Annotated in this window: 15 protein-coding genes; 12 read left to right on the top strand and 3 right to left on the bottom strand. The window is 71.2% G+C overall.

Annotation, left to right across the window (positions count from 1 at the left end):
* The first annotated feature begins 6 nt into the window (after positions 1-6).
* The 5 genes from SM418_RS12045 to SM418_RS12025 are packed head-to-tail and all read left to right on the top strand — an operon-like array spanning position 7 to position 4,061.
* The gene (locus SM418_RS12045; RefSeq protein ID WP_371940505.1) at positions 7-798 is read left to right on the top strand and encodes an SDR family NAD(P)-dependent oxidoreductase; all 792 of its coding nucleotides are present in this window, start codon (positions 7-9) and stop codon (positions 796-798) included.
* 1 nt (position 799) lies between these two features.
* Complete coding sequence (locus SM418_RS12040) at positions 800-1,693, top strand: amidohydrolase family protein (protein WP_371940506.1); 894 nt, start codon at positions 800-802, stop codon at positions 1,691-1,693.
* On the top strand, positions 1,690-2,748 hold the full coding sequence (locus tag SM418_RS12035; protein WP_371940507.1) for a Gfo/Idh/MocA family protein: 1,059 nt from the start codon (positions 1,690-1,692) through the stop codon (positions 2,746-2,748). The genes SM418_RS12040 and SM418_RS12035 overlap by 4 nt, the downstream gene beginning before the upstream one ends.
* A gap of 11 nt (positions 2,749-2,759) precedes the next feature.
* A complete protein-coding gene (locus tag SM418_RS12030) occupies positions 2,760-3,203 on the top strand; it encodes a VOC family protein (RefSeq protein ID WP_371940508.1) in 444 nt (147 codons plus the stop codon).
* Between the two features lie 3 nt (positions 3,204-3,206).
* Positions 3,207-4,061 carry a fumarylacetoacetate hydrolase family protein gene (locus SM418_RS12025; RefSeq protein ID WP_371940509.1) on the top strand — a complete coding sequence of 285 codons (855 nt, stop codon included), beginning with the start codon at positions 3,207-3,209 and terminating at the stop codon, positions 4,059-4,061.
* Between the two features lie 107 nt (positions 4,062-4,168).
* On the opposite strand, the gene SM418_RS12020 is transcribed toward SM418_RS12025, so the two are convergent.
* The 3 genes from SM418_RS12020 to SM418_RS12010 are packed head-to-tail and all read right to left on the bottom strand — an operon-like array spanning position 4,169 to position 8,650.
* On the bottom strand, positions 4,169-5,731 hold the full coding sequence (locus SM418_RS12020; RefSeq protein ID WP_371940510.1) for an AMP-binding protein: 1,563 nt from the start codon (positions 5,729-5,731) through the stop codon (positions 4,169-4,171).
* A 5-nt stretch (positions 5,732-5,736) separates the two neighbouring features.
* Positions 5,737-7,197, bottom strand: coding sequence for an amidase (locus SM418_RS12015; RefSeq protein WP_371940511.1), 1,461 nt, complete (start codon positions 7,195-7,197; stop codon positions 5,737-5,739).
* 34 nt (positions 7,198-7,231) lie between these two features.
* Positions 7,232-8,650, bottom strand: a complete 1,419-nt coding sequence (locus SM418_RS12010) for a flavin monoamine oxidase family protein (RefSeq protein ID WP_371940512.1) — start codon at positions 8,648-8,650, stop codon at positions 7,232-7,234.
* Positions 8,651-8,990: 340 nt separating this feature from the next.
* Between SM418_RS12010 and SM418_RS12005 the strand changes: the two genes are divergently transcribed.
* The 7 genes from SM418_RS12005 to SM418_RS11975 all read left to right on the top strand — a co-directional run bounded on the left by SM418_RS12005 (position 8,991) and on the right by SM418_RS11975 (position 19,180).
* On the top strand, positions 8,991-9,671 hold the full coding sequence (locus tag SM418_RS12005) for a FadR/GntR family transcriptional regulator (protein WP_371940513.1): 681 nt from the start codon (positions 8,991-8,993) through the stop codon (positions 9,669-9,671).
* Positions 9,672-9,793: 122 nt separating this feature from the next.
* The gene (locus SM418_RS12000; RefSeq protein WP_371940514.1) at positions 9,794-12,694 is read left to right on the top strand and encodes a family 78 glycoside hydrolase catalytic domain; all 2,901 of its coding nucleotides are present in this window, start codon (positions 9,794-9,796) and stop codon (positions 12,692-12,694) included.
* Complete coding sequence (locus tag SM418_RS11995) at positions 12,691-13,956, top strand: ABC transporter substrate-binding protein (protein ID WP_371940515.1); 1,266 nt, start codon at positions 12,691-12,693, stop codon at positions 13,954-13,956. Before SM418_RS12000 ends, SM418_RS11995 begins: the two co-directional genes overlap by 4 nt.
* Positions 13,957-13,962: 6 nt before the next feature.
* Positions 13,963-14,988, top strand: a complete 1,026-nt coding sequence (locus SM418_RS11990) for a carbohydrate ABC transporter permease (protein ID WP_371940516.1) — start codon at positions 13,963-13,965, stop codon at positions 14,986-14,988.
* Positions 14,988-15,827 carry a carbohydrate ABC transporter permease gene (locus SM418_RS11985; protein ID WP_371940517.1) on the top strand — a complete coding sequence of 280 codons (840 nt, stop codon included), beginning with the start codon at positions 14,988-14,990 and terminating at the stop codon, positions 15,825-15,827. Before SM418_RS11990 ends, SM418_RS11985 begins: the two co-directional genes overlap by 1 nt.
* 204 nt (positions 15,828-16,031) lie before the next feature.
* A complete protein-coding gene (locus tag SM418_RS11980) occupies positions 16,032-16,865 on the top strand; it encodes a tyrosine-protein phosphatase (RefSeq protein WP_371940518.1) in 834 nt (277 codons plus the stop codon).
* A 191-nt stretch (positions 16,866-17,056) separates the two neighbouring features.
* Positions 17,057-19,180, top strand: a complete 2,124-nt coding sequence (locus tag SM418_RS11975) for an oxidoreductase (protein ID WP_371940519.1) — start codon at positions 17,057-17,059, stop codon at positions 19,178-19,180.
* Positions 19,181-19,210 lie beyond the last annotated feature (30 nt).

Below are 19,210 nucleotides of genomic sequence, written 5' to 3'. Positions count from 1 at the left end.
AGGGGCATGCGGATCGCTCAGGAGCGCAGGGCGTTGGTCACCGGAGGCGCCTCCGGATTCGGGCGGCGGATCGCCCGGCGGCTGCACGAGGCCGGAGCCTCGGTGGCGGTCGTCGACATCGACGGAGGGCGGGTCAAGGAAACGGTGGACGGCCTCGGAGACCGGGCGCTCGGCATCACCGCCGACGTTCGCTCGGCCGAGGAGATACGCGCGACGGTGGAACGGGCGGTCGACGACTTCGGCCGGTTGGACACCCTGGTCGTCTCGGCCGGGGTCTTCCACGTCGGCACGCTGGAGGAGACCGGCGAGGACGACTGGGACCGCACCCTGGACGTCAACCTGAAGGGCGCCTTCCTGACCGTCAAGGCCGCCGCGGCGGCGCTGCGCGAGTCCGGCAGAGGACGGATCGTGACGATCGGCTCCGACTGCGGCCGGCGCGGGTTCCCTGGCCAGATCCCCTACGTGGCGTCGAAGTTCGGGCTCATCGGGCTGACCGAGTCGGTGGCGGCGGAGCTGGCGCCCTCCGGTGTGACGGCCAACTGCGTCTGCCCGGTCGCCTGCCCCACCACCGGGATGGGGCGGGAGGTCATCGGCTGGAAGAGCGGGCGCAGCGGCCTGTCGGCCGAGCAGGTCATGGAGGCGACCGCCGCCACCAACCCGCTCGGCCGCAACGCCACCGAGGACGACGTCGCCGATGCCGTCCTCTTCTTCCTCTCCGACCACGCGGACTTCCTCACCGGTGTCACGCTCGACGTGGACGGCGGCGCCCGCCTCGGCAGCATCCCCGGGCCCCGGTGACATGGCCGACCTGCCGCTCGTCGACACCCACGTCCATTTCCACGACCTCGGCCATCCGCGGCTCCGTTACCAGTGGCTGGAGCCGGACGCGCCGCACGATCCGGTCGTCGGCCCCGACGAGGCGATCCGGGCACGCCGCTACTGGGCCGACGACTTCATCGCCGAGACCCGCTTCCACAACGTCCACAAGGTCGTCCACGTCCAGGCCGCCATCGGGACGGACGACCCCGTGGAAGAGACCCGCTGGCTGCAGGCGTTCACCGACCGGCTCGGCGTCCCGGACGGCATCGTGGGCTACGCCGACCTCACACGACCCGACGCCGCCGAGACGCTGGCAAGGCACGCCGAGTTCCCGAGCCTCCGCGGGATACGCGACCTGCGCTACGACGGCTACCTCACCGACGAGTCGTGGCTGCGCGGCTACGCCCTGCTGGAACGCCACGGGCTGGTCTGCTGCGACGATCCGCTGCTGGAACAGTTCCCTGACGCGCGGCGGCTGGCCGAGCGCGTTTCCGGCGTCACCCTGTGCATCGATCACGCGGGCTATCCACGCCACCGTGACAGCGAGTACTTCCGCATGTGGCGGGACGCCATGCACGACATCGCCAAGGCCCCCAACGTCGTCGTGAAGATCTCCGGCCTCGGCCAGGCCGACCATCGCTGGACGACCGGCAGCCTGCGCCCATGGGTCCTGGAGTGCATCGAAGCGTTCGGAACCGACCGGGCCTTCTTCGGCACCAACTGGCCGGTCGACCGGCTTTACAGCTCCTACGGCGACGTGGTGAACGCCTACGCCGACATCATCTCCGGCTTCACCGAGGCCGAGCGGCGGGCGATGTTCAGCGGCAACGCCGAGCGGATCTTCCGGCTCGGCACCGAGGAGGCGGGGACGTGAGCAAGGTGCGGGTAGCGGTGATCGGCTGCGGCTGGTGGACGACGTTCGCCCACCTTCCCGCGATCGCCGGCCATCCCGATGCGGAGATCGCCGCCCTGGCCGATCCCGACCGCCGCAGGCTGGCGGCGGCGTCCGAGGCGTTCGAGGTGGACGCCGCGTTCGCCACCGCCGAGGAGCTGCTGGACGAGGTGAAGGCCGACGCGGCCGTCATCGCGGTCCCCCACGCGCTGCACCACCCGATCGCCCGGCTCACCCTCGGTCGCGGTCTGCCCACCCTGCTGGAAAAGCCCATGGTCATCGAGCCTCAGCACGGCCGCGAGCTGATCGCCCTGGCCGGGCGGCACGACGCCGAACTGCTCATCGACTACCCCTGGCACTACAACCGGCACGCGCTGACCATCCGCGGGGAACTGGCCGACGGCGTGATCGGCCCCATCGAGCACGTGTCCTGCCTGTACGCCTCCAGCGTCCGCGAACTCTATCGAGGCGACCCGGAGCCGTACCGTGATCTGTGGGGGTATCCCGTGAACGCCCCCAGCGCGAGCACCTACAGCGACCCGGCGCTGTCGGGAGGCGGGCAGGGCCAGACCCAGATCACCCATGCCGCCGCCCTGATGCTGTGGCTCACCGGCCTGCGCCCGTGCGGTGTCAGCGCCTTCTCCTCGAACTTCGAACTGCCGATCGACCTCGCCGACGGAGTGGCGATCCGATTCGACGGGGGCGCGATCGGCGTGCTCAGCTCGACCGGCGCCGTCCTGCCCGGCCACGACGAGATCGTCCGGTTCGAGATCTTCGGCCGCGACGGCCATGTCCAGTTCGACGTCAATCGGGGCACCGCTTCGATCCATGTCGCCGACAAGACCGTGGACCTGCTGGAACTGCCCCCTGAACAGCGCAATCCCGAGCACGCGCCCGCCCACAACCTCATCGACGTGGTGCTCGGGCGCGCGGGCAACGGCTCGTCCGGCGACATCGGGCTCGGGGCGGTGGAGTTCGTCGCCGCCATGTACCGGTCGGCGCGCGAGGGCCGGATCGTCGACCCGGCGGACGTCTAGGAGACCTCACCATGCTCACCGGTGTCTCGCACATGGGCTTCACCGTCGCCGACGTCAGCGCGGCGGCGGCCTTCTACGAGCGGCTGCTCAGCGGTCCGCCGGAGGTCCGGCGGATCTACGACGCGCCCTACACCTCCGACCAGGTCGGCTACCCGGGCGCGCGGCTGGACATCGCGATCTTCCGCATCCCGGGCAGCGACGTCCGGCTGGAGCTGATCCAGTATCTCCGACCGGCCGGAACCCCGGTCGACATCGAGACCAGGAACCCGGGCACCGCCCATCTCTGCCTGGTCACCGACGACCTCGCCGCCGAGTTCGCCCGGCTGACGTCCCTGGGGGCCCGTCCCCGCAGCAGCGCTCCGGTGATGATCACCTCCGGCCCCAACCGGGGACGCACCGTCGCCTACTTCCGTGACCCGCAGGGCCTGACCATCGAAATCGTCGAGGCTCGCTAGGCCATGCGCATCGCCAACCTGAACGACCGAGCGGTCCTTCTGGCGGGGGACGGCGCCATCGACGTCGAGCACGCCAGCTCCGGCCGGTTCGGCCCGGCCCCCTCCGCCGTCTACGAACACTGGGACGGGTTCACGGCCTGGACCGCGAACGCCCCTCGGCTCCCGGCCCCCGAGCCCTACTCCCGCGCGGAGCTACGCGCCCCCGTACCGGCACCACGGCAGGTGTTCGCGATCGGGTTGAACTACCGCGCACACGCTGCGGAGTCCGGTCTGGCCGTACCTGAGCAGCCTGTCGTCTTCACCAAGTTCCCCACCTGCATCACCGGGCCGTACGACGACATCACCCTGCCCGAAGGCGGCCACACCGATTGGGAGGTCGAACTCGTCGCCGTGATCGGCAGAACCGCCCGTCACGTCACCGAGGCCGACGCCTGGGACCACGTCGCCGGCCTGACGGCCGGCCAGGATCTGTCCGAGCGCACCACGCAGCTCGCGGGGCCCGCGCCCCAGTTCAGCCTGGGGAAGTCACTGCCCGGCTTCGGGCCGATCGGACCTTGCGTCGTCACGATCGACGAGTTCGACGACCCCGATGACGTGGCCCTCGGCTGCCGCGTCGGCGCGGAGTGCGTACAGCGGGCCCGCACCGGCGACATGATCTTCTCCGTTCCCCGCCTGGTCGCCGCCCTGTCGGCACGGTTGCCGATGCTCCCCGGCGATCTGATCTTCACCGGAACTCCCGCCGGCGTGGGGCTGGGACGGGCCCCGCAGCGATGGCTGGCCCCGGGGGACGAACTCGTCACCCATGTCGAGACCATCGGCGAGATGCGGCACCGTCTCGTCGCGGCACCGCACGGCTGACCCGGCGAACACCCCTCGCAAGGCCCGGAGCCCCGGCGGTGGGCCGCGGCCTCAGGCGGCCAGCTGGTCCGTCCCTTTTCGTGGGGCGGCCGGCGTACTCCCCGCGGTCATCCCCGGTCGTCACCGGGGCCGACGGGAGAACGGCCGCGCCAGTGCTCGTCCCGGAGCAGCCGCTTGTACAGCTTGCCCGTCGGTTGCCGGGGCAGCGGCGAACGGAACTCGATCGAGCGCGGGCACTTGTAGTGGGCGATGCGCTCCCGGCAGTGGCTGATCAGCTCGGCGACGAGTTCCGCCGAGCCGGCCATCCCGTCGACCGGCTCCACGACGGCGTGGACCCGTTCTCCCATCTCGTCGTCGGGGATGCCGAAGACCGCGGCGTCGGCCACCTTCGGGTGCAGCACGAGGACGTTCTCGGCCTCCTGGGGATAGATGTTCACCCCGCCCGAATTGATGACGTACGCACGGCGGTCGGTGAGGTACAGGAATCCGTCGTCGTCGAGATATCCGATGTCGCCGAGCGTGCTCCAGCCCCGCCCACGCGGATCTCGTACGGCCCGGGTCCGCTCCGGATCACGGTGGTATTCGAAGCCGGACAACGTCTCGAAGTAGATGGTCCCGGCCTGCCCGGCAGGCAGTTCCGCCCCGTCCTCGCCGAGGATGTGCACCGGCATGTCGAACACGTCCCTGCCCACGGTCCCCTTGTGCGCGAGCCATTCCTGACTGTCGCAGTGGACGAAGCCGCACCCCTCCGTGCCGGTGTAGTACTCGTGGAGCACCGGGCCCCACCACTCGATCATGCGCTCCTTCACCTCCACCGGGCACGGCGCGGCGGTGTGCACGGCGGCGCGCAGGGAGGAGAGGTCGTACATGTCGCGCACCCCTTCGGGCAGCCGCAGCAGGCGGACGAACATCGTGGGGACGAGCTGGGTGAGGGTGACCCGATGCCGTTCGATCAACCGGAGGAGTTCATCGGGCTCGAACCGCTCCTGGACGACCACCGTCCCGCCCATGCGGTGGACGATGAGCGCCAGGAACAGTGGCGCCGCGTGATAGAGCGGCGCCGGTGAAAGGTGGACGGTGGCGTGGGTGATGCCGAAGAGCCCGGCGACCGCCTCGCCCGCCGGATCGTGAGGATAGCCCTCGGCGGGCAGCGGCAGCTTGACGCCTTTGGGGCGGCCGGTGGTCCCGGAACTGTAGAGCATCCGCGCCCCCTCGGCCTCATCGGCGATGGGGGTCGCGGGCCGCCCGGCCAGCGCGGTCTCGAGCGGCTCCCATCCCGCCGGCGCGCCCCTGCGCTCACCGATCAGCAGGCGACGCTCGACCGCGGGGGCGGCGACCGCCTGGGCGACCTCGATCGTCGCGTCCGTGGCGATGAGGACCCGGGCGGTGCAGTCGTCGACGATGCGGGCGAGCTCCTCGGCGTTCAGGAGAGTGGAGCACAGGGTGTAGTGGAGGCCGGAACGCTGCGCGGCCCAGACCACCACGAAGAGCTCGGGTCTGTTCTCGGCCACCAGCGCGATGTGGTCGCCGCGGCGCAGCCCGGCCGACCGGAACAGGTGCGCCAGCCGGTTGGCGGCCGCCTCCAGTTCGGCGTAGCCGATGGATCGGCCGTCCGCCATGACGACGGCCGGCTTGTTCGGGGTTCTGCGCGCATGGGCCCCTGGGTGCACGGTTCTCACCTCGCTTCGTGAGACGCGTAGCCGGCCGGCGGCCGGAAACCGCCGACGAGGTCGCGCAGAAGCCCGGCGAAGCGGGTGGCCGTGCGATCCTCCAGGTAGGGGGCCACGATCTGGATTCCGACCGGAAGCCCCTCGCGGGTGAGCCCGATCGGCGCCATCGCCGACGGCAGCAGCGGCATGTTGATCATGCCTGACCAGGTCGTCATGTCGGAGAGGTAGCTGCGGGTCTCGCCATTGACGATGGTCCTGCGTCCTTCCTGGTCTGGGGCATGGTCGTGCGGGATGGCCGCCGTCGGCACCACCGGGCAGAGCAGCACGTCGTGGTCCTTGAAGAACGCGGCCCACCGGGCGCGCATCCGGTGCCGCTCCTCGTCGAGACGGTGCCAGTCGCGTGCCCGCTGGGTGACCAGCCGGGGGGCGAAGACCGCGCCGGTGTCCCCGGCCCCCAGCGCCAGGGCGGCCTCGAAGTCCTCGTCGCTGAGCACGCCCGCACCGACGCCCATCAGCAGCCCGAGGTAGACGCGGTGCGACTCCTCCAGCCCGACCGGCCGCGCCGTGTCGTCGACCTCGGCGCCCGCCTTCCGGATCGCCTCGACCGCGTCCTGCATGACCGCGAGCACCTCACGGTCCACCGTGCAGTAGGCGTCGTCGAGCCAGACCGCGACGCGGAAGCCGTTCAGCGCGGTGGCTCGCGGAGGAGGCAGTTCCAGCCGCCAGGCGACCGCGCGCTCCGGGGCGGCGCCGCTCAGGATGTCCAGTCCGAGATCGAGGTCTTCGGGCGCGCGTCCCATCGGCCCCAGGACGGCGAGGTCCATCTCGCCCAGCCCGCCCGGGGAGGGGGGAATGTGGCCGTGGGCCGGGACGAGGCCGTGGCTGGTCTTCAGCCCGTAGACGCCGCAGTAGTGCGCGGGGGTGCGGATCGACCCGGCGATGTCGCTGCCCACCTCGAACCCGGTCAGTCCGGCCGCCAGCGCCGCGGCCGAACCGCCAGAGGATCCGCCCGGCGTGCGGTCGACGTTCCAGGGGTTGTTGGTACAGCCGAATATCGGGTTGAACGACTGCCAGTCCGCACTTCCCACCGGCACGTTGGTCTTGCCGAAGATCACCGCCCCGGCGGCGCGCAACCGCGCCACCGTGTCGGCGTCGGTGTCCGGAACGTGGTCGGCCAGCTCCGGCACGCCGCCCGTGGTCCGGATCCCGGCGGTCTCGATGGCGTCCTTCACCGTCATGGGCAGACCGTGGAGCGGGCCCCACAGCTCGCCCCTGGCCAGCGCCTCGTCGGCGGCCAGCGCGCGGCGGCGGGCCTTCTCCTCCGCGAGGGTCACCACCGCGTTGAGCCCGGGACCGAACCGCGCCACCCGGCGCAGGTACTCCTCCAGCAGCTCCCGGCTGGAGATCTCCTTGTTCCGTAGGGCCTCGGTCAGCTCACTGGCCGGTCGGAAGGCGATGTCGGGCACGATGTCTCCTCCGCTCACTCGGTGTCTTCCTCGCTCACTCGGTGGTCCCGCCCGGACGGCCGGGCGCCCCGCCGGGCACGCCGGCGACGGCGGCGACCACCTCGGCCGCCGCGCGCTCTCCGGAGCGGACGGCGCCCTCCATGTAGTTCATCCAGACCGCGGAGGTCTCGGCCCCCGCCCAGTGGATCGCGCCGACGGACTCACGCAGGGCCGGTCCGTAGCGCGTCCAGGCGCCCGGCGGGAGGTTCGAGCCGTAGCATCCGTGCGTCCAGTCCTCGGTGGACCAGTCGGTCTCGGCGTAGTGGGTGGGCCTCATGGCCTGCCGGCCGAAGTAGCGCGCGAGGCTGCCCAGCACGGCCGACCGCCGGTCGCCGGCCGGCAACCGGGCGAGAGCGCGGGCGCGGTCGGCGACGACGAAGCCCATCAGCACTCCGTGGCCGCGGTCCGGCGGCGAGTCGTCGAAGACGGCCGACACCCATTCCTCGGGGGACAGCGCGCTCCCGGAGCGTCCGGCCGCTCGCCAGAACGGTTCCTCGTAGCGGCAGTGGATCTTGATGGTGACCCCGGTCGCCATCCGCTGGTGAAGCTGCCGCCGCCCGGGAAGGCCCGGCTCGTAACCGATCCGGTCGCCGAGCGCGACCGGCACCGCGACGATCACCCGGCGGCTGGTGATCGAGCGTCCCGCGGCCTCCACGACGGCGCCGTCCCGGCCGTGCCGGATGCGGCGCACCGGCGAGTCGAGCCGTACACCGCCTCCGCCGACGGCGCCGCCCCCGTCGGCACCGGCCCCGTCGGCACCGGGCGGGGAGGACAGCCGTTCCGCGAGACGGATCGCGAGGAGATGCGAGCCCCCGCTGAACCGCCGCTCCTGGGCGCCTCCGGCCACATCGGTCAGCATGCTCGTCGATCCGGCGGAACGGATGTAGGTCAGCACGTGGAGCAGGGACAGCTCCTCGGCCTCGGCCGCGAGAACGGCCGAGAAGACCAGCCGCAGGAGGGCCATCGTGGTCGGCTCGGTGACGCGGCGGGAAAGCCAGGTGTGCAGCGTCTCGGCATCCCATTCGCCGGCGCGCTCGGCCCGCCAGGGCGCCTCTCCCGGAATCTGGGCGGCCAGCCGATCGAGCTCGTCGAGCACGGGACGGGCCAGCTCGAACGTCTCGGGGACGCGGGCGCCCCGCCAGGTCGTGCGCCCTTCATGGTGGGTGGGGAAGGTCTCGACTCCCACGTCCTCCGCCAGAGCGGCCAGCCGGTCCTGGGTGGGCCCGATGTACTGCCCGCCCGCCTCGATCGTCCAGCCGCCGGGCATCGGCCGGTTCCAGGTCCGCCCGCCGACCCGGTCCCGCGCCTCGACCACGATCACGCTCAGACCCGCCCGCCGTACGTCCCGCGCGGCGACCAGACCGGCCAGACCAGCGCCGACCACCGTGACGTCCGCGTACTCCTCGATACTCAACCGCCCCACCCCCACCGTCGTGCGTGTGCAGCTCCACGTTGACCCATGTCTAACAGCGCGAACGACGTCCGGCAAGACCGGTATTACCAATTTCCGGAGACCATTGAAGCCCGGGGCGGGCTTCGAGTATCTTGGCGTCACTGGTATTACCTGCTTTACCTGTTTGAGGAGTGTCAGCGTGAGCGGCGCCTTCGCACCGGCCAACGCCGGCGGCACACATCGGCACGGGGGGACATGTGCCCTCGCCCCCCACGGCACCCGAGCGGGAAGGATGCGATAGGTCGTATGGCAGGCAAGACCAACTGAGCCGATCGCCATCACCGAGCGCCGTGGAGGGACCATGAACCGAGCCGACGTGGGAACGCCTCGAAGGGAGTCGCAGGCGAATCGCATCGCCCGGCTCCTGGTCGAGGACATCCGGCGGGGCACCCACCCCGTGGGCGACCGGATTCCCAGCGAGCGCCGCCTCGCGGAGCGGTTCGGCGTGTCACGTCCCGTGATCCGCGAGGCGGTGTCGACGCTCATCGGTTACGGCCTGCTCGAGGTGCAGATGGGCCGCGGCACGTTCGTGGTCGGACAACCCACAGACGGCACCCCGGCCGAGCAACTCAGCCTCCAGGACGTCGTCAACGTCCGCGAGGTGCTGGAGGTCGGTGCGCTGCGGCTCTCCGCCCGCCAGGGAAGCGACCAGGGAAAGACGAAGGTCTCCTCCGTCCTCGACGAACTGACCCGCGCGGTGGCGGCGCGGGCGGAGACCGCCGAGCTCGACAGCGCCCTGCACGCGGCGGTCATCGAGGCGAGCGGCAGCCCGCTCCTGATTTCCCTGTGCCAGGGACTGCAGCAGCAGATAGACGCGACCATCCGCATCTCGCCGCACGGTCACAGCATGAGCGCCGAGATCCTCGCCCTTCACCGGGCCCTCGCGGACGGAGTGCTGCACGGCCGCGTGGACGAGGCCGTGGACGCATGCCAGCAACTGTACGAACAGCACCGCGAATTCCTGCGGGGGCTGCTCGGCTGAGCTCGGAGGGGCCCGAACCTCCGCGCCCGGCCACGTCCGGACCGATCAGCAGCGAACTCTTCAGTTCCTTCCGTGCACCCGCACCTCCCGTCTGCCGGCGCACAACGAGATGGAGGCCCCCCATGGCGAACCCTCATCACGTCAACGACATCCGCCCCGCCCCGTCCGGTCCCCTTAAGGCGGTCCGGCTACGCTGCCAGCACCTGGCCGATCCGCTCGCGGTGGGCACCGCCCACCCGATGTTCTCCTGGGTCCCCGCAGGACCGGGCGGCGACCAGACCGCCTACCAGCTTCTGGTGGCCGGGGACCCCGGGTCGCTCACCCCCGCCGGCGCGGACCTCTGGGATTCGGGCCGGGTCGCCGGGGACCAGGTGAACGGCGTCGCCTATGCCGGGCGGCCGCTGACCGGCGGGCGCCGTTACTGGTGGACCGTGCGCCTGTGGGGGGCGGACGGCGACCCCGGGCCGTGGGCGTCGGCGGCGCCGTTCGAGACGGGCCCGCTGGGCCAGGAGGACTGGCACGCGACGTGGATCGCTGCCGAGGCAGGCATCTCCTCACCGCTGCTGCGGACCGAGTTCAAGGTGCCCGGTCGTGTCCGCCGCGCCCGTGCTTACGTGGCCGCGCTCGGCTACTACGAGATGCGGCTCAACGGGCGGCGTGTGGGCGACCACGTCCTGGATCCGGCCCCCACCGACTACGACCATGACCCCGGCCTGGTCGACGGCGAGGGCGAAGCCGTGCGAATCGCCTGCCCGCGGGTGCTGTACTCCACGTACGACATCACCGACCTGGTGGTGGGCGGCGCGGACGGTGCCGCCGGGGTCAACGCGGTCGGGCTCGTCCTCGGACACGGCTGGTACAGCGCCGAGGACGACCTCGGACCCAGGCCGTTCCCTCGCACCCCGCTCGGGGATCGCCCGGCCGCGCTGCTGCAGATCGAGATCGAGACGGACGACGGCCGCAGGCTGACGGTGGTCTCGGACGGCGACTGGCACGCCGCGCCCGGCCCCGTCCTCTACAACGACTACACCCACGGCGAGCGCCACGACGCCCGGCGCGAACTCCCCGGGTGGGATCGTCCCGGATTCGCCGGCGGCCCGGAGTGGCGGCCGGCGATCACCAGGCCCGCCCCGGCGGGAACGCCGCGCGCACAGCTCATGGCGCCGATCCGGGTCATCGAGACGCGGGCCGCGCAACGTACGGTCTCCGATCGCGATGGCCGCCGGGTCGTCGACTTCGGCCAGCACGTCTCCGGCTGGACCAGGATTCGGGTGAGCGGGCCCGCCGGCGCGGAGATCACGGTGCGGCACGCGGGCGAGGTGGACGCCGCCGGCGCGCTGGACTCCTCCGCCAATCTCGCGCCCTGGATGCCGGCGCGGCAGACCGACGTCTACGTGCTGCGAGGCTCTCCGGCCGGTGCCGGGGAGCAGGAGGTCTGGGAGCCGCGCTTCACCCTGCACGGCTTCCGCTACGCAGAGGTGAGCGTGTCCGACCCCGAGGTCACGGTGCATGGGATCGAGGCCCGGGTCGTCCACTCCGACGTGGAGATGCCGGGCGAGTTCCACTGCTCGGACGCGATGGTCGAACGGATCCACGCCAACGTGGTGTGGAGCCTCCGCGCGAGCCTCCAGGGGTTTCCGCAGGATGCGGCCGACCGGGCCGAACGGGTCGGCTGGCTCGGCGATCCCGGCTGGACGATCGAGGACTATCTCTACTGCTTCGACTCGCTCGGGTTCTGGCTGAAGTGGCTGGACGATCTGGCCGGGGCGCAGCTTCCGGACGGCCGGTTCCCGATCATCTGCCCCATCATGTGGCGCGGCCGGCTGGCCGACTCGATCCCCGAGGGCGCCGCCGGTGAGATGGACGAGGAGGGGGAGGACTTCACGAAGATCTTCTGGCCGTACATGGACAAACCCGACTTCACGATGACCACGTACACGAGCATCGTGTGGAACCTCTACCGCTTCTACGGTGACCGGTCCATTCTCGAGGCCCATTACGAGCGGATGCGCCACGGGCTGGACTTCCTGCGTTCCCGCGCCGACGACTTCATCATCGAGGAGGGTTGGGGCGACCACATGGAGCCCCAGCCGGACGGCACGTGCAGCGTCGAACCCAAGCGGACCCCCATCGCGCTGACCTCGACCGCGTGGTTCCACGCGGTGGCCACGATGGTCGCCGATGCCGCCGAGGCCATCGGCCGCCACGTCGACGCCATCCGCTGCCGCGAACTCGCCGAGGCCATCCGCACCGCGTACAACGAACGCTTCCTCGATCCGGCCTCCGGCCGCTATGCCTCCGGATCGCAGACCGCACAGGCGCTGTCCCTGTGGCTCGGCCTGGTGCCGGCCGAGCACCACGACCGGGTCGTCCGCGCGCTGATCGAGGAGATCAAGGATCGCGACGGGGGGCGGCTGAACACCGGGACCATGGGCACCGCGGCGCTGCAGCACGTTCTCAGCGACGTCGGCGCGGCCGACGTGATGTACGGGATCGCCACCCAGCCGGCGTTTCCCGGTTGGGCGTACCAGGTGGTCAACGGGGCGACGACCCTCTGGGAAACCTGGGGCGGCGACGAGCATTTCAGCCGCAACATGAAGTTGCTGGCGGCGATCGAGAAGTTCCTCTACAACGACGTGGCCGGCCTGGCGCCCGCGGCGCCCGGATGGCAGCGGATCAGGGTGAAGCCCGCGCTGACGCACCGGATGACCTCCGCGTCCGCCCGGGTGCGGACGGTACGAGGCGACGCGGTCGTCGGCTGGCGGGCCGACGCCGGCGTACTGCGCATGGACCTGGAGGTTCCCGCGACCAGCGTGGGCGAGGTGTGGCTGCCGCTGTCCCCCGATGCGCGAACACCCGTCCTGACGGCGGGCGAGGACCGCGTCTGGACCCCGAACGGCCTCGCCGACATCGCCGCGAGCCGAGGGATCCGGAGCGCCCGGCGCACCGCCGGGCACGTCGTGATCGAGGTGGCGCACGGCCGTCACAAGCTGATGCTGACCACGGAAAGGGGCAGGCGATGAGTCGCGGGTCCCGCATCCTGGCATGCGGCGCGTTGGCGCTGCCCTTGCTGGTGACGGGATGCGGGAACGGGGCCGGCGACGCCGACACCCTCGAGATCTCGACGATCTCCGGGGCGCCCAACGACCCCATCGACACCGTCGTGCGAGAGTTCCGCGCCGCCAATCCCGGCGTCACCGTCACCGTCAAGAAGGCCCCGTTCGACCAGCACCTGCAGGGCATGCGCAGGCGGTTGAGCACCGGCAGGCCGCCCGACGTGGTCACCACCCTGCCGGGCTACGGCGAGTCCTCGGCCTCGGCCTCGCTCGCGGACAGGGACCTGCTCCTCGACCTGAGCGCGAGCCCGTGGACCAGGGAGATCCTCGAGGCCGACCGGCGCATCACCGGCGACGGGACACGAACCTTCGTCTACCCGGTGAGCTCGCAGGCCATCGGGACGTTCTACGACCCGGCGGTCCTCGACCGGGAACGGGTGTCGGTTCCGACGACGTTCTCCCAGGTCCTCACACTGTGCCGGACCCTCGCGGGAAGAGGGAAGGTGGCGTTCGCGATGACCGGGCAGGAGGGGGGCGGCCTGACGGTCTTCGTGGCTTTCGCGCTCGCGGCCTCGGACGTGTTCGCCGACGACCCCCGGTTCGGCGAACGCCGCCTGGCAGGTGGGACGACGTTCGCCGACACCGCCGGATGGCGCCGGGCGATGGAGCGCTTCCAGCAGATGAAGGACGCCGGCTGCTTCGACAAGGGAGCCGCCGGCTCCAGCCGTGAGGCGGCGGCCCAGTCCTTCGCGAAGGGCGATGCCCTGATGGCGGTCGGGACGACGGTGACGTTGCAGCTGTTCCAGGCCGGTGACCCGAACCTGAAGCTCAAGATGTTCCCCTTTCCCGGCAGCGACGACCCGGCCAAGGTGCGGATCCCCATCGGGCCCGCGGTCGGCCTCGTGGTGCCGAAGAAGGCCGGCAACCCCGGGCTGGCCAAGAGGTTCCTCGACTTCTACGCCAAGGGACGGGAACGGTACGCCCGGCTGGACGCCAGCGTCCCCGCCATCCCCGTGGGTGCGCACGGGCCGGACGTGCCGGACTACGCGGAGGCGCTGAGACCGTACCTGCGGGCCGGCAAGACCGCCCCGATCATGGACCAGCACTGGCCGAATCCGGAGGTCCGCACGCAGTACGCGAACGGCCTGACCGAGATCCTCCTCGGCGAGAAGGACCAGCAGCCGACGTTGAAGGCCATGGACGCGGCCTGGACCGAGCAGGCGCCGTAAGGACCGGTGGGGAGAGACGATGACGGACACGATCACCCGCCCGCACGGACCGGCCGCCGCTTCACCGAGCTCGGTAAGGCCGAGACCGTGGTGACGTCGGTACGGCGGCGCAAACCGCACCTGGAGGCGGCCGCCGGAGTCCGGCGAACCGCCGGGGCCGGCCGGGCCGCCCCCTCGACGCGCCGGGTGCCCTGGGTCTTCGTGGCGCCGGCGGGCGCCCTGTGCTCGGCGATACTGCTCGGCCCGTCCCTGCTGGGCGCGTTCTACGCCTTCACCGAATGGGACGGGCTGACCGCCCCGAGATGGGTCGGGCTGGGCAACTTCGCCGAGTTCTTCACCAGGCCGGAAGGCGCCGGGGTGCTGGCCCACACCCTCGTGATCGTGATCTGCTACGTGGCCGGGGTCAACACCGTCGGGCTCGGCCTGGCCCTCGGCCTGGAGCGCACACCGCGGACCCGGAACGTGCTGCGGACGCTGTTCTTCCTGCCGGCCGTGGTGAGCCCGCTGGTCGTGGCGTACGTCTGGAAGTTCATCCTCGATACGCACGGCCCTCTCAACGCCGCGCTGGAGGCCCTCGGGCTCGGCGCCGCCGCGCAGCCCTGGCTCGCCAAGCCCGAGACGGCGCTGCCGGCGATCGTCTGCGTGATGGTGTGGCAGTTCTCCGGCTACCACATGCTGATCTATATGGCCGGGCTCCAGGGGATACAGGCCCAGATTCGCGAGGCGGCGATGGTCGACGGCGCGGGGCCCTGGCGGTTCTTCTGGCACATCGTCCTGCCACAGCTCAGGCCCGCGATCACGATCGGCGTCGCGCTGTCGACGATCCTGTCGTTCACCCTGTTCGACCAGGTGATGGCGCTCACCGGGGGCGGTCCCTCCGGGAAGACGGAAACCCTCGGCACCTACGTCTACAAGCAGGCGTTCGTCAACGGACAGTACGGCTACAGCGCCGCGGTCGCCCTGCTCCTGGTGGGCGTCGTATGCGTCGCGGCCGCCGGCCAGCTCCGGGCGCTCCGCACGGAGGATTCCTGATGCACCGCTACACGCGCTGGTCGACGTTCCGCGAGGTCGCCCTCTGGATCGCCGCGGCTCCCGTCCTGGCGCCCATGTACTTCGTCATCACGACCGCGCTGCGGACACCCGGGGAAACGACCGGCTCGCCGTTCGCTCCGCCCGCCCGTCCCACCGCCGGCAACTTCTCCCGGGCCTGGGGGCAAGCGGGCGGGGACACCGTGTCGTTCGGGCAGGCGCTGCTCAACAGCACGCTGGCCACCGTCACGGTGGTGGTGCTGCTCGTGGCCGCGGGCGCGCCCGCCGGATACGCGCTGGCCCGCCGCGGCTCCCGGCTCTCCAGCCTGATCTTCGGCCTGTTCACGCTCGCGCTGATCCTGCCGATCCAGCTCGGCCTGATCCCGCTGTACGTCTTCATGGTCGAGACCGGCCTGGCCGGAACGCTGGCCGGGCTGGTGCTCGTCTACACCGGGCTGCAGATGCCGCTGGCGGTCTTCCTCTACACCGGATTCTTCCGGGCACTCCCGACCGCCTACGAGGAGGCGGCCCTGGTGGACGGCGCGTCCCCGATACGGATCTTCACCCAGATCGCGCTTCCCCTGGTACGTCCGGTGACCGCTGCGGTCGCGGTGCTGACGGGCCTGTTCGTATGGAACGACTTCTTCATCGCGGTGGTGTTCGTCGGCGACACCGACCGGGCCACCCTGCCCGTCGCGGTCTACTCCTTCGTCGGCCAGTTCTCCACCGACTGGCCACTGCTCCTGGCCGGCGCGACGATCGCCCTCGTCCCCGTCCTCCTGCTGTACGCATTCATCCAACGCTCGGTCACCCAAGGCTTCACCAGCACCCTTCGCGGGTAGGCGACCTGGCGGTCAACGCGGACGCCTACGCGCAGGACCACCCGCGCGTAATGGCGCGGGGGGCAGCCGGGGCGCGGCCGTTGTCGCCCCGCACAATGGGCGCCGGGAAGATTTGGGGGCCTGCCAGTTCATCCCCGGCCGCCCGGACAGCATCATGACGGCGTCACGCCCATCCCCCGCCGGGGCCGTCCGACAAGGATCCTCATGCGCACCCCCCGTACGTCCGCAGTCCTGCTTGGCACCGCCCTGCTGGCCGGCGCGTTGACCGCCCCGCCCGCCCTGGCCGACGCCCCGAACCGGGTGGCGGCCGAGGCGTCCCCGGCCGCCGCGCCCCGGCTGGCCACGGCCGCCAACTTCCGCGACCTCGGCGGCTACGCGACCGCCGACGGCCACCACGTCCGCACCGGCGTCGTCTACCGCTCCAACTCCCTGGCCCACCTGTCGGCCGCCGACCAGCAGACGCTGCTCGGCCTCGGCATCACCCTGGCCGTGGACCTGCGCAACTACAAGGAACGTTCGGACGACCCAGACCTGCTGCCCGCCGGGATCGCCTACAAGGTCGCCGACGTCGAGGACCTGACGCACGGGATCTCCTTCGCCAACCCGGCGCTGGCCAGCCTGCTGTACGGGTTCCTGATGGGGCTGGTGAGCGGGTCGTCCGACCTCGGCCAGTCCATCGCCTACCCGTTCATGGTGGACTTCAGCGGCGCGAGCCGCGCCTACCACGATCTGCTCACCTCCATCGCCGCCAACCCCGGCGCGACGGTGTTCCACTGCTCCGCGGGGAAGGACCGGACCGGCTGGGGCGCGGCGGTGCTGCTGACGATCCTGGGCGTCCCGAAGGCGACGGTGTACCAGGACTACATGGCCAGCAACACCTACCTCGGACGGCCCGACGCCGTGGAGTCCGCCTGGCTGGACGAGGCGTTCCACGAGGTCGACCAGGCCTACGGGAGCTTCGACGGCTACGTCCGCAACGGCCTGAAGTTGAGCGACGCCACCGTCGCGGCTCTGCGTGCCCGGCTGCTGACCTCCTGACCCGCCGGAGTCTCCGGTTCCAGGGCTACCGCGGACCGAGCCGGTTCAGCCAGGACGAGTTCGGGGGCGGGCAAGGACGGTACCGTCGCGGTGGGTCGTCCCACCGCGGCGCCGCCGCGCCCCCGAGGACGTCTCGCTGAGCGAGAAGGCGTCAGCAGCGATCGGTCTTGCGACCTAGCGTCCTGCTGGTGGTGACCCGACAGCAAACGTTCCCGGCCCTCCTCTCGCCCGGCAAGATCGGTCCCGTCGCGCTGGCCAACCGAGTGGTTCTTCCCGCGATGGACATGAACCTCTGCGAGGACGGCGAGATTCACCAGGCCGATATAGACCACTTCGCGGCCCGCGCCGAGGGCGGCACCGGAATGATCATCACGGGCTGCTGTGCCGTCGCCTACCCGGCGGGCTGTACCAGCCGCAAGGAGCCGGGCCTGTCCGAGGATCGGTTCATCCCCGGCCTCAAGGCGCTGGCCGACGCCGTCCACGAGGCCGGCAGCAAGCTGTGCGTGCAGATGGTGCACCACGGCAAGGTCGCCCGGATCGACACCCTCGACGGCCGGCCGCAGCTGGTGCCGTCCGTCCCGAAGCCTCCCAGCGACCTGAGCATGCTGATCGACTGCACCCCCGAGGAACTCGGGAAGATGGCCGCGATCCAGGAGGGCAAGAAGGCCACCCACCGTGAGGCCGCCCACGAGGACCTCGCGTGGCTGATCCGGATGTTCGCGGAGGCGGCAGGCCGCGTGAAGGCCGCCGGTGGCGACGCCGTCGAGATCCACTGCGCCCACAACTACGTGCTCGGCGGCTTCCTGAGCCGCTACTCGAACCAGCGCACCGACGAGTACGGCGGGTCGCTCGAGAACCGGGCCCGGCTGTCGTGCGAGGTGATCCGCGCGGTCAAGGAAGAAGTCGGTGACAGCCTCGCCGTCATCGTGCGTCTGGCAGGCCAGGAGTACGGCGAGTCCGAGGGGCTGACGCCCGACGAGGCCGCCGGCGCCGCCGCCATGTTCGAGCGGGCGGGCGCCGATGCCGTCCACGTCACCGGCACCGCGCTGAACGCCTTCGCGAATTTCACCGACGGCCCGCTGCCCAACAAGGTCGGCTTCTACACCGCCAACGCCGCGGCCGTGAAGCGCGCGGTGTCGATTCCGGTCATCACCGTCGGCCGCATGCTGCCCGAGGTCGGCGAGCGGATGATCGCCGAGGGCCACACCGATTTCGTCGCCATGGGCCGCCAGCTGCTGGCCGATCCCGGCCTGGTCAACAAGCTGAAGGCCGGCCTCAGTGAGCAGGTCCGCCCGTGCATCAACTGCTACGTGTGCGTGCAGGAGAACTTCTGGGACGCCACCCCGCTGTGCGCGGTCAACCCCGCGCTGGGCAACGAGACGCTGCTGCCGTTCCCGCGCACCACGACCCCCAAGCACGTCGTCGTCGTCGGTGCCGGACCGGGCGGCATGGAGACCGCCCGTGTCGCCACCGAACGCGGCCACCGCGTCACCCTGCTGGACAGGAGCGACCGTCTCGGCGGAACGCTGTGGTTCTCGACGCTGACCACCCCCGACAACGAGCGCCTGCTGAAGTGGCTCACCCAGGAGGTGCAGCGGGCCGGTGTCGACGTCCGGCTGAAGACCGAGGCCACCGCCGCGACGATCAAGGCCCTCGCGCCGGACGCCGTCGTCGTCGCCACGGGTGCCGTGCGCGGACGTCCGAGCGTCCCGGGCGGCGACCTGCCCCACGTGCATACCGGTGACAGCCTGCGCGGCCTGATGACCGGCACCGGTGACCTCTCGGACCAGCCGCTGTTCCTGCGGGTCGCCGGCCGGCTCGGCGGTCTCACCGGCATCACCAAGAGCCCCTCCAGGATTCGCGACATGAGTCGCAGGTTCCTCAAGTTCCTGCCGATGAGCAAGGACGTCGTCGTCATCGGCGGCTCGCTCGTCGGTCTCGAACTCACGGAGTTCCTCGCCGAGCGCGGCAGTCGGGTGACCCTGGTCGCGGAAGGCCGGCAGCTCGGGGTGCCGATGGCGATGCCCCGCCGCTGGACCGCCGTCAAGCACGCCAACGAGCTGGGCGTGAAGATCCACCGCAACGCGACCGTCGAGCGCATCACCCCCACGACCGTCGAGTTCACGGTCGAAGGCAAGCCGCAGTCCGCGCCGGCGAGCATGGTCGTCGTAGCGTCGGGTGTCTCGGCGGCGGCGCCGCTCGCCGAAGAACTGACCCAGGCCGGTATAGAGGTCCACCTCGTCGGCGACGCCGAGGAGGTCAACTACATCGAGGGCGCGATCCACTCGGCGTGGAAGGTGGCCACCGCGATCTGACCGCGGTCGATGACGGCCCCCGAAGCCCGT

This window comes from Actinomadura chokoriensis (genome assembly GCF_041463665.1).
Classification (GTDB): Bacteria; Actinomycetota; Actinomycetes; order Streptosporangiales; family Streptosporangiaceae; genus Spirillospora; species Spirillospora chokoriensis_A.
Note: the sequence above shows the minus strand (reverse complement) of the source record. Positions and strands in the feature narration are given on the sequence as shown.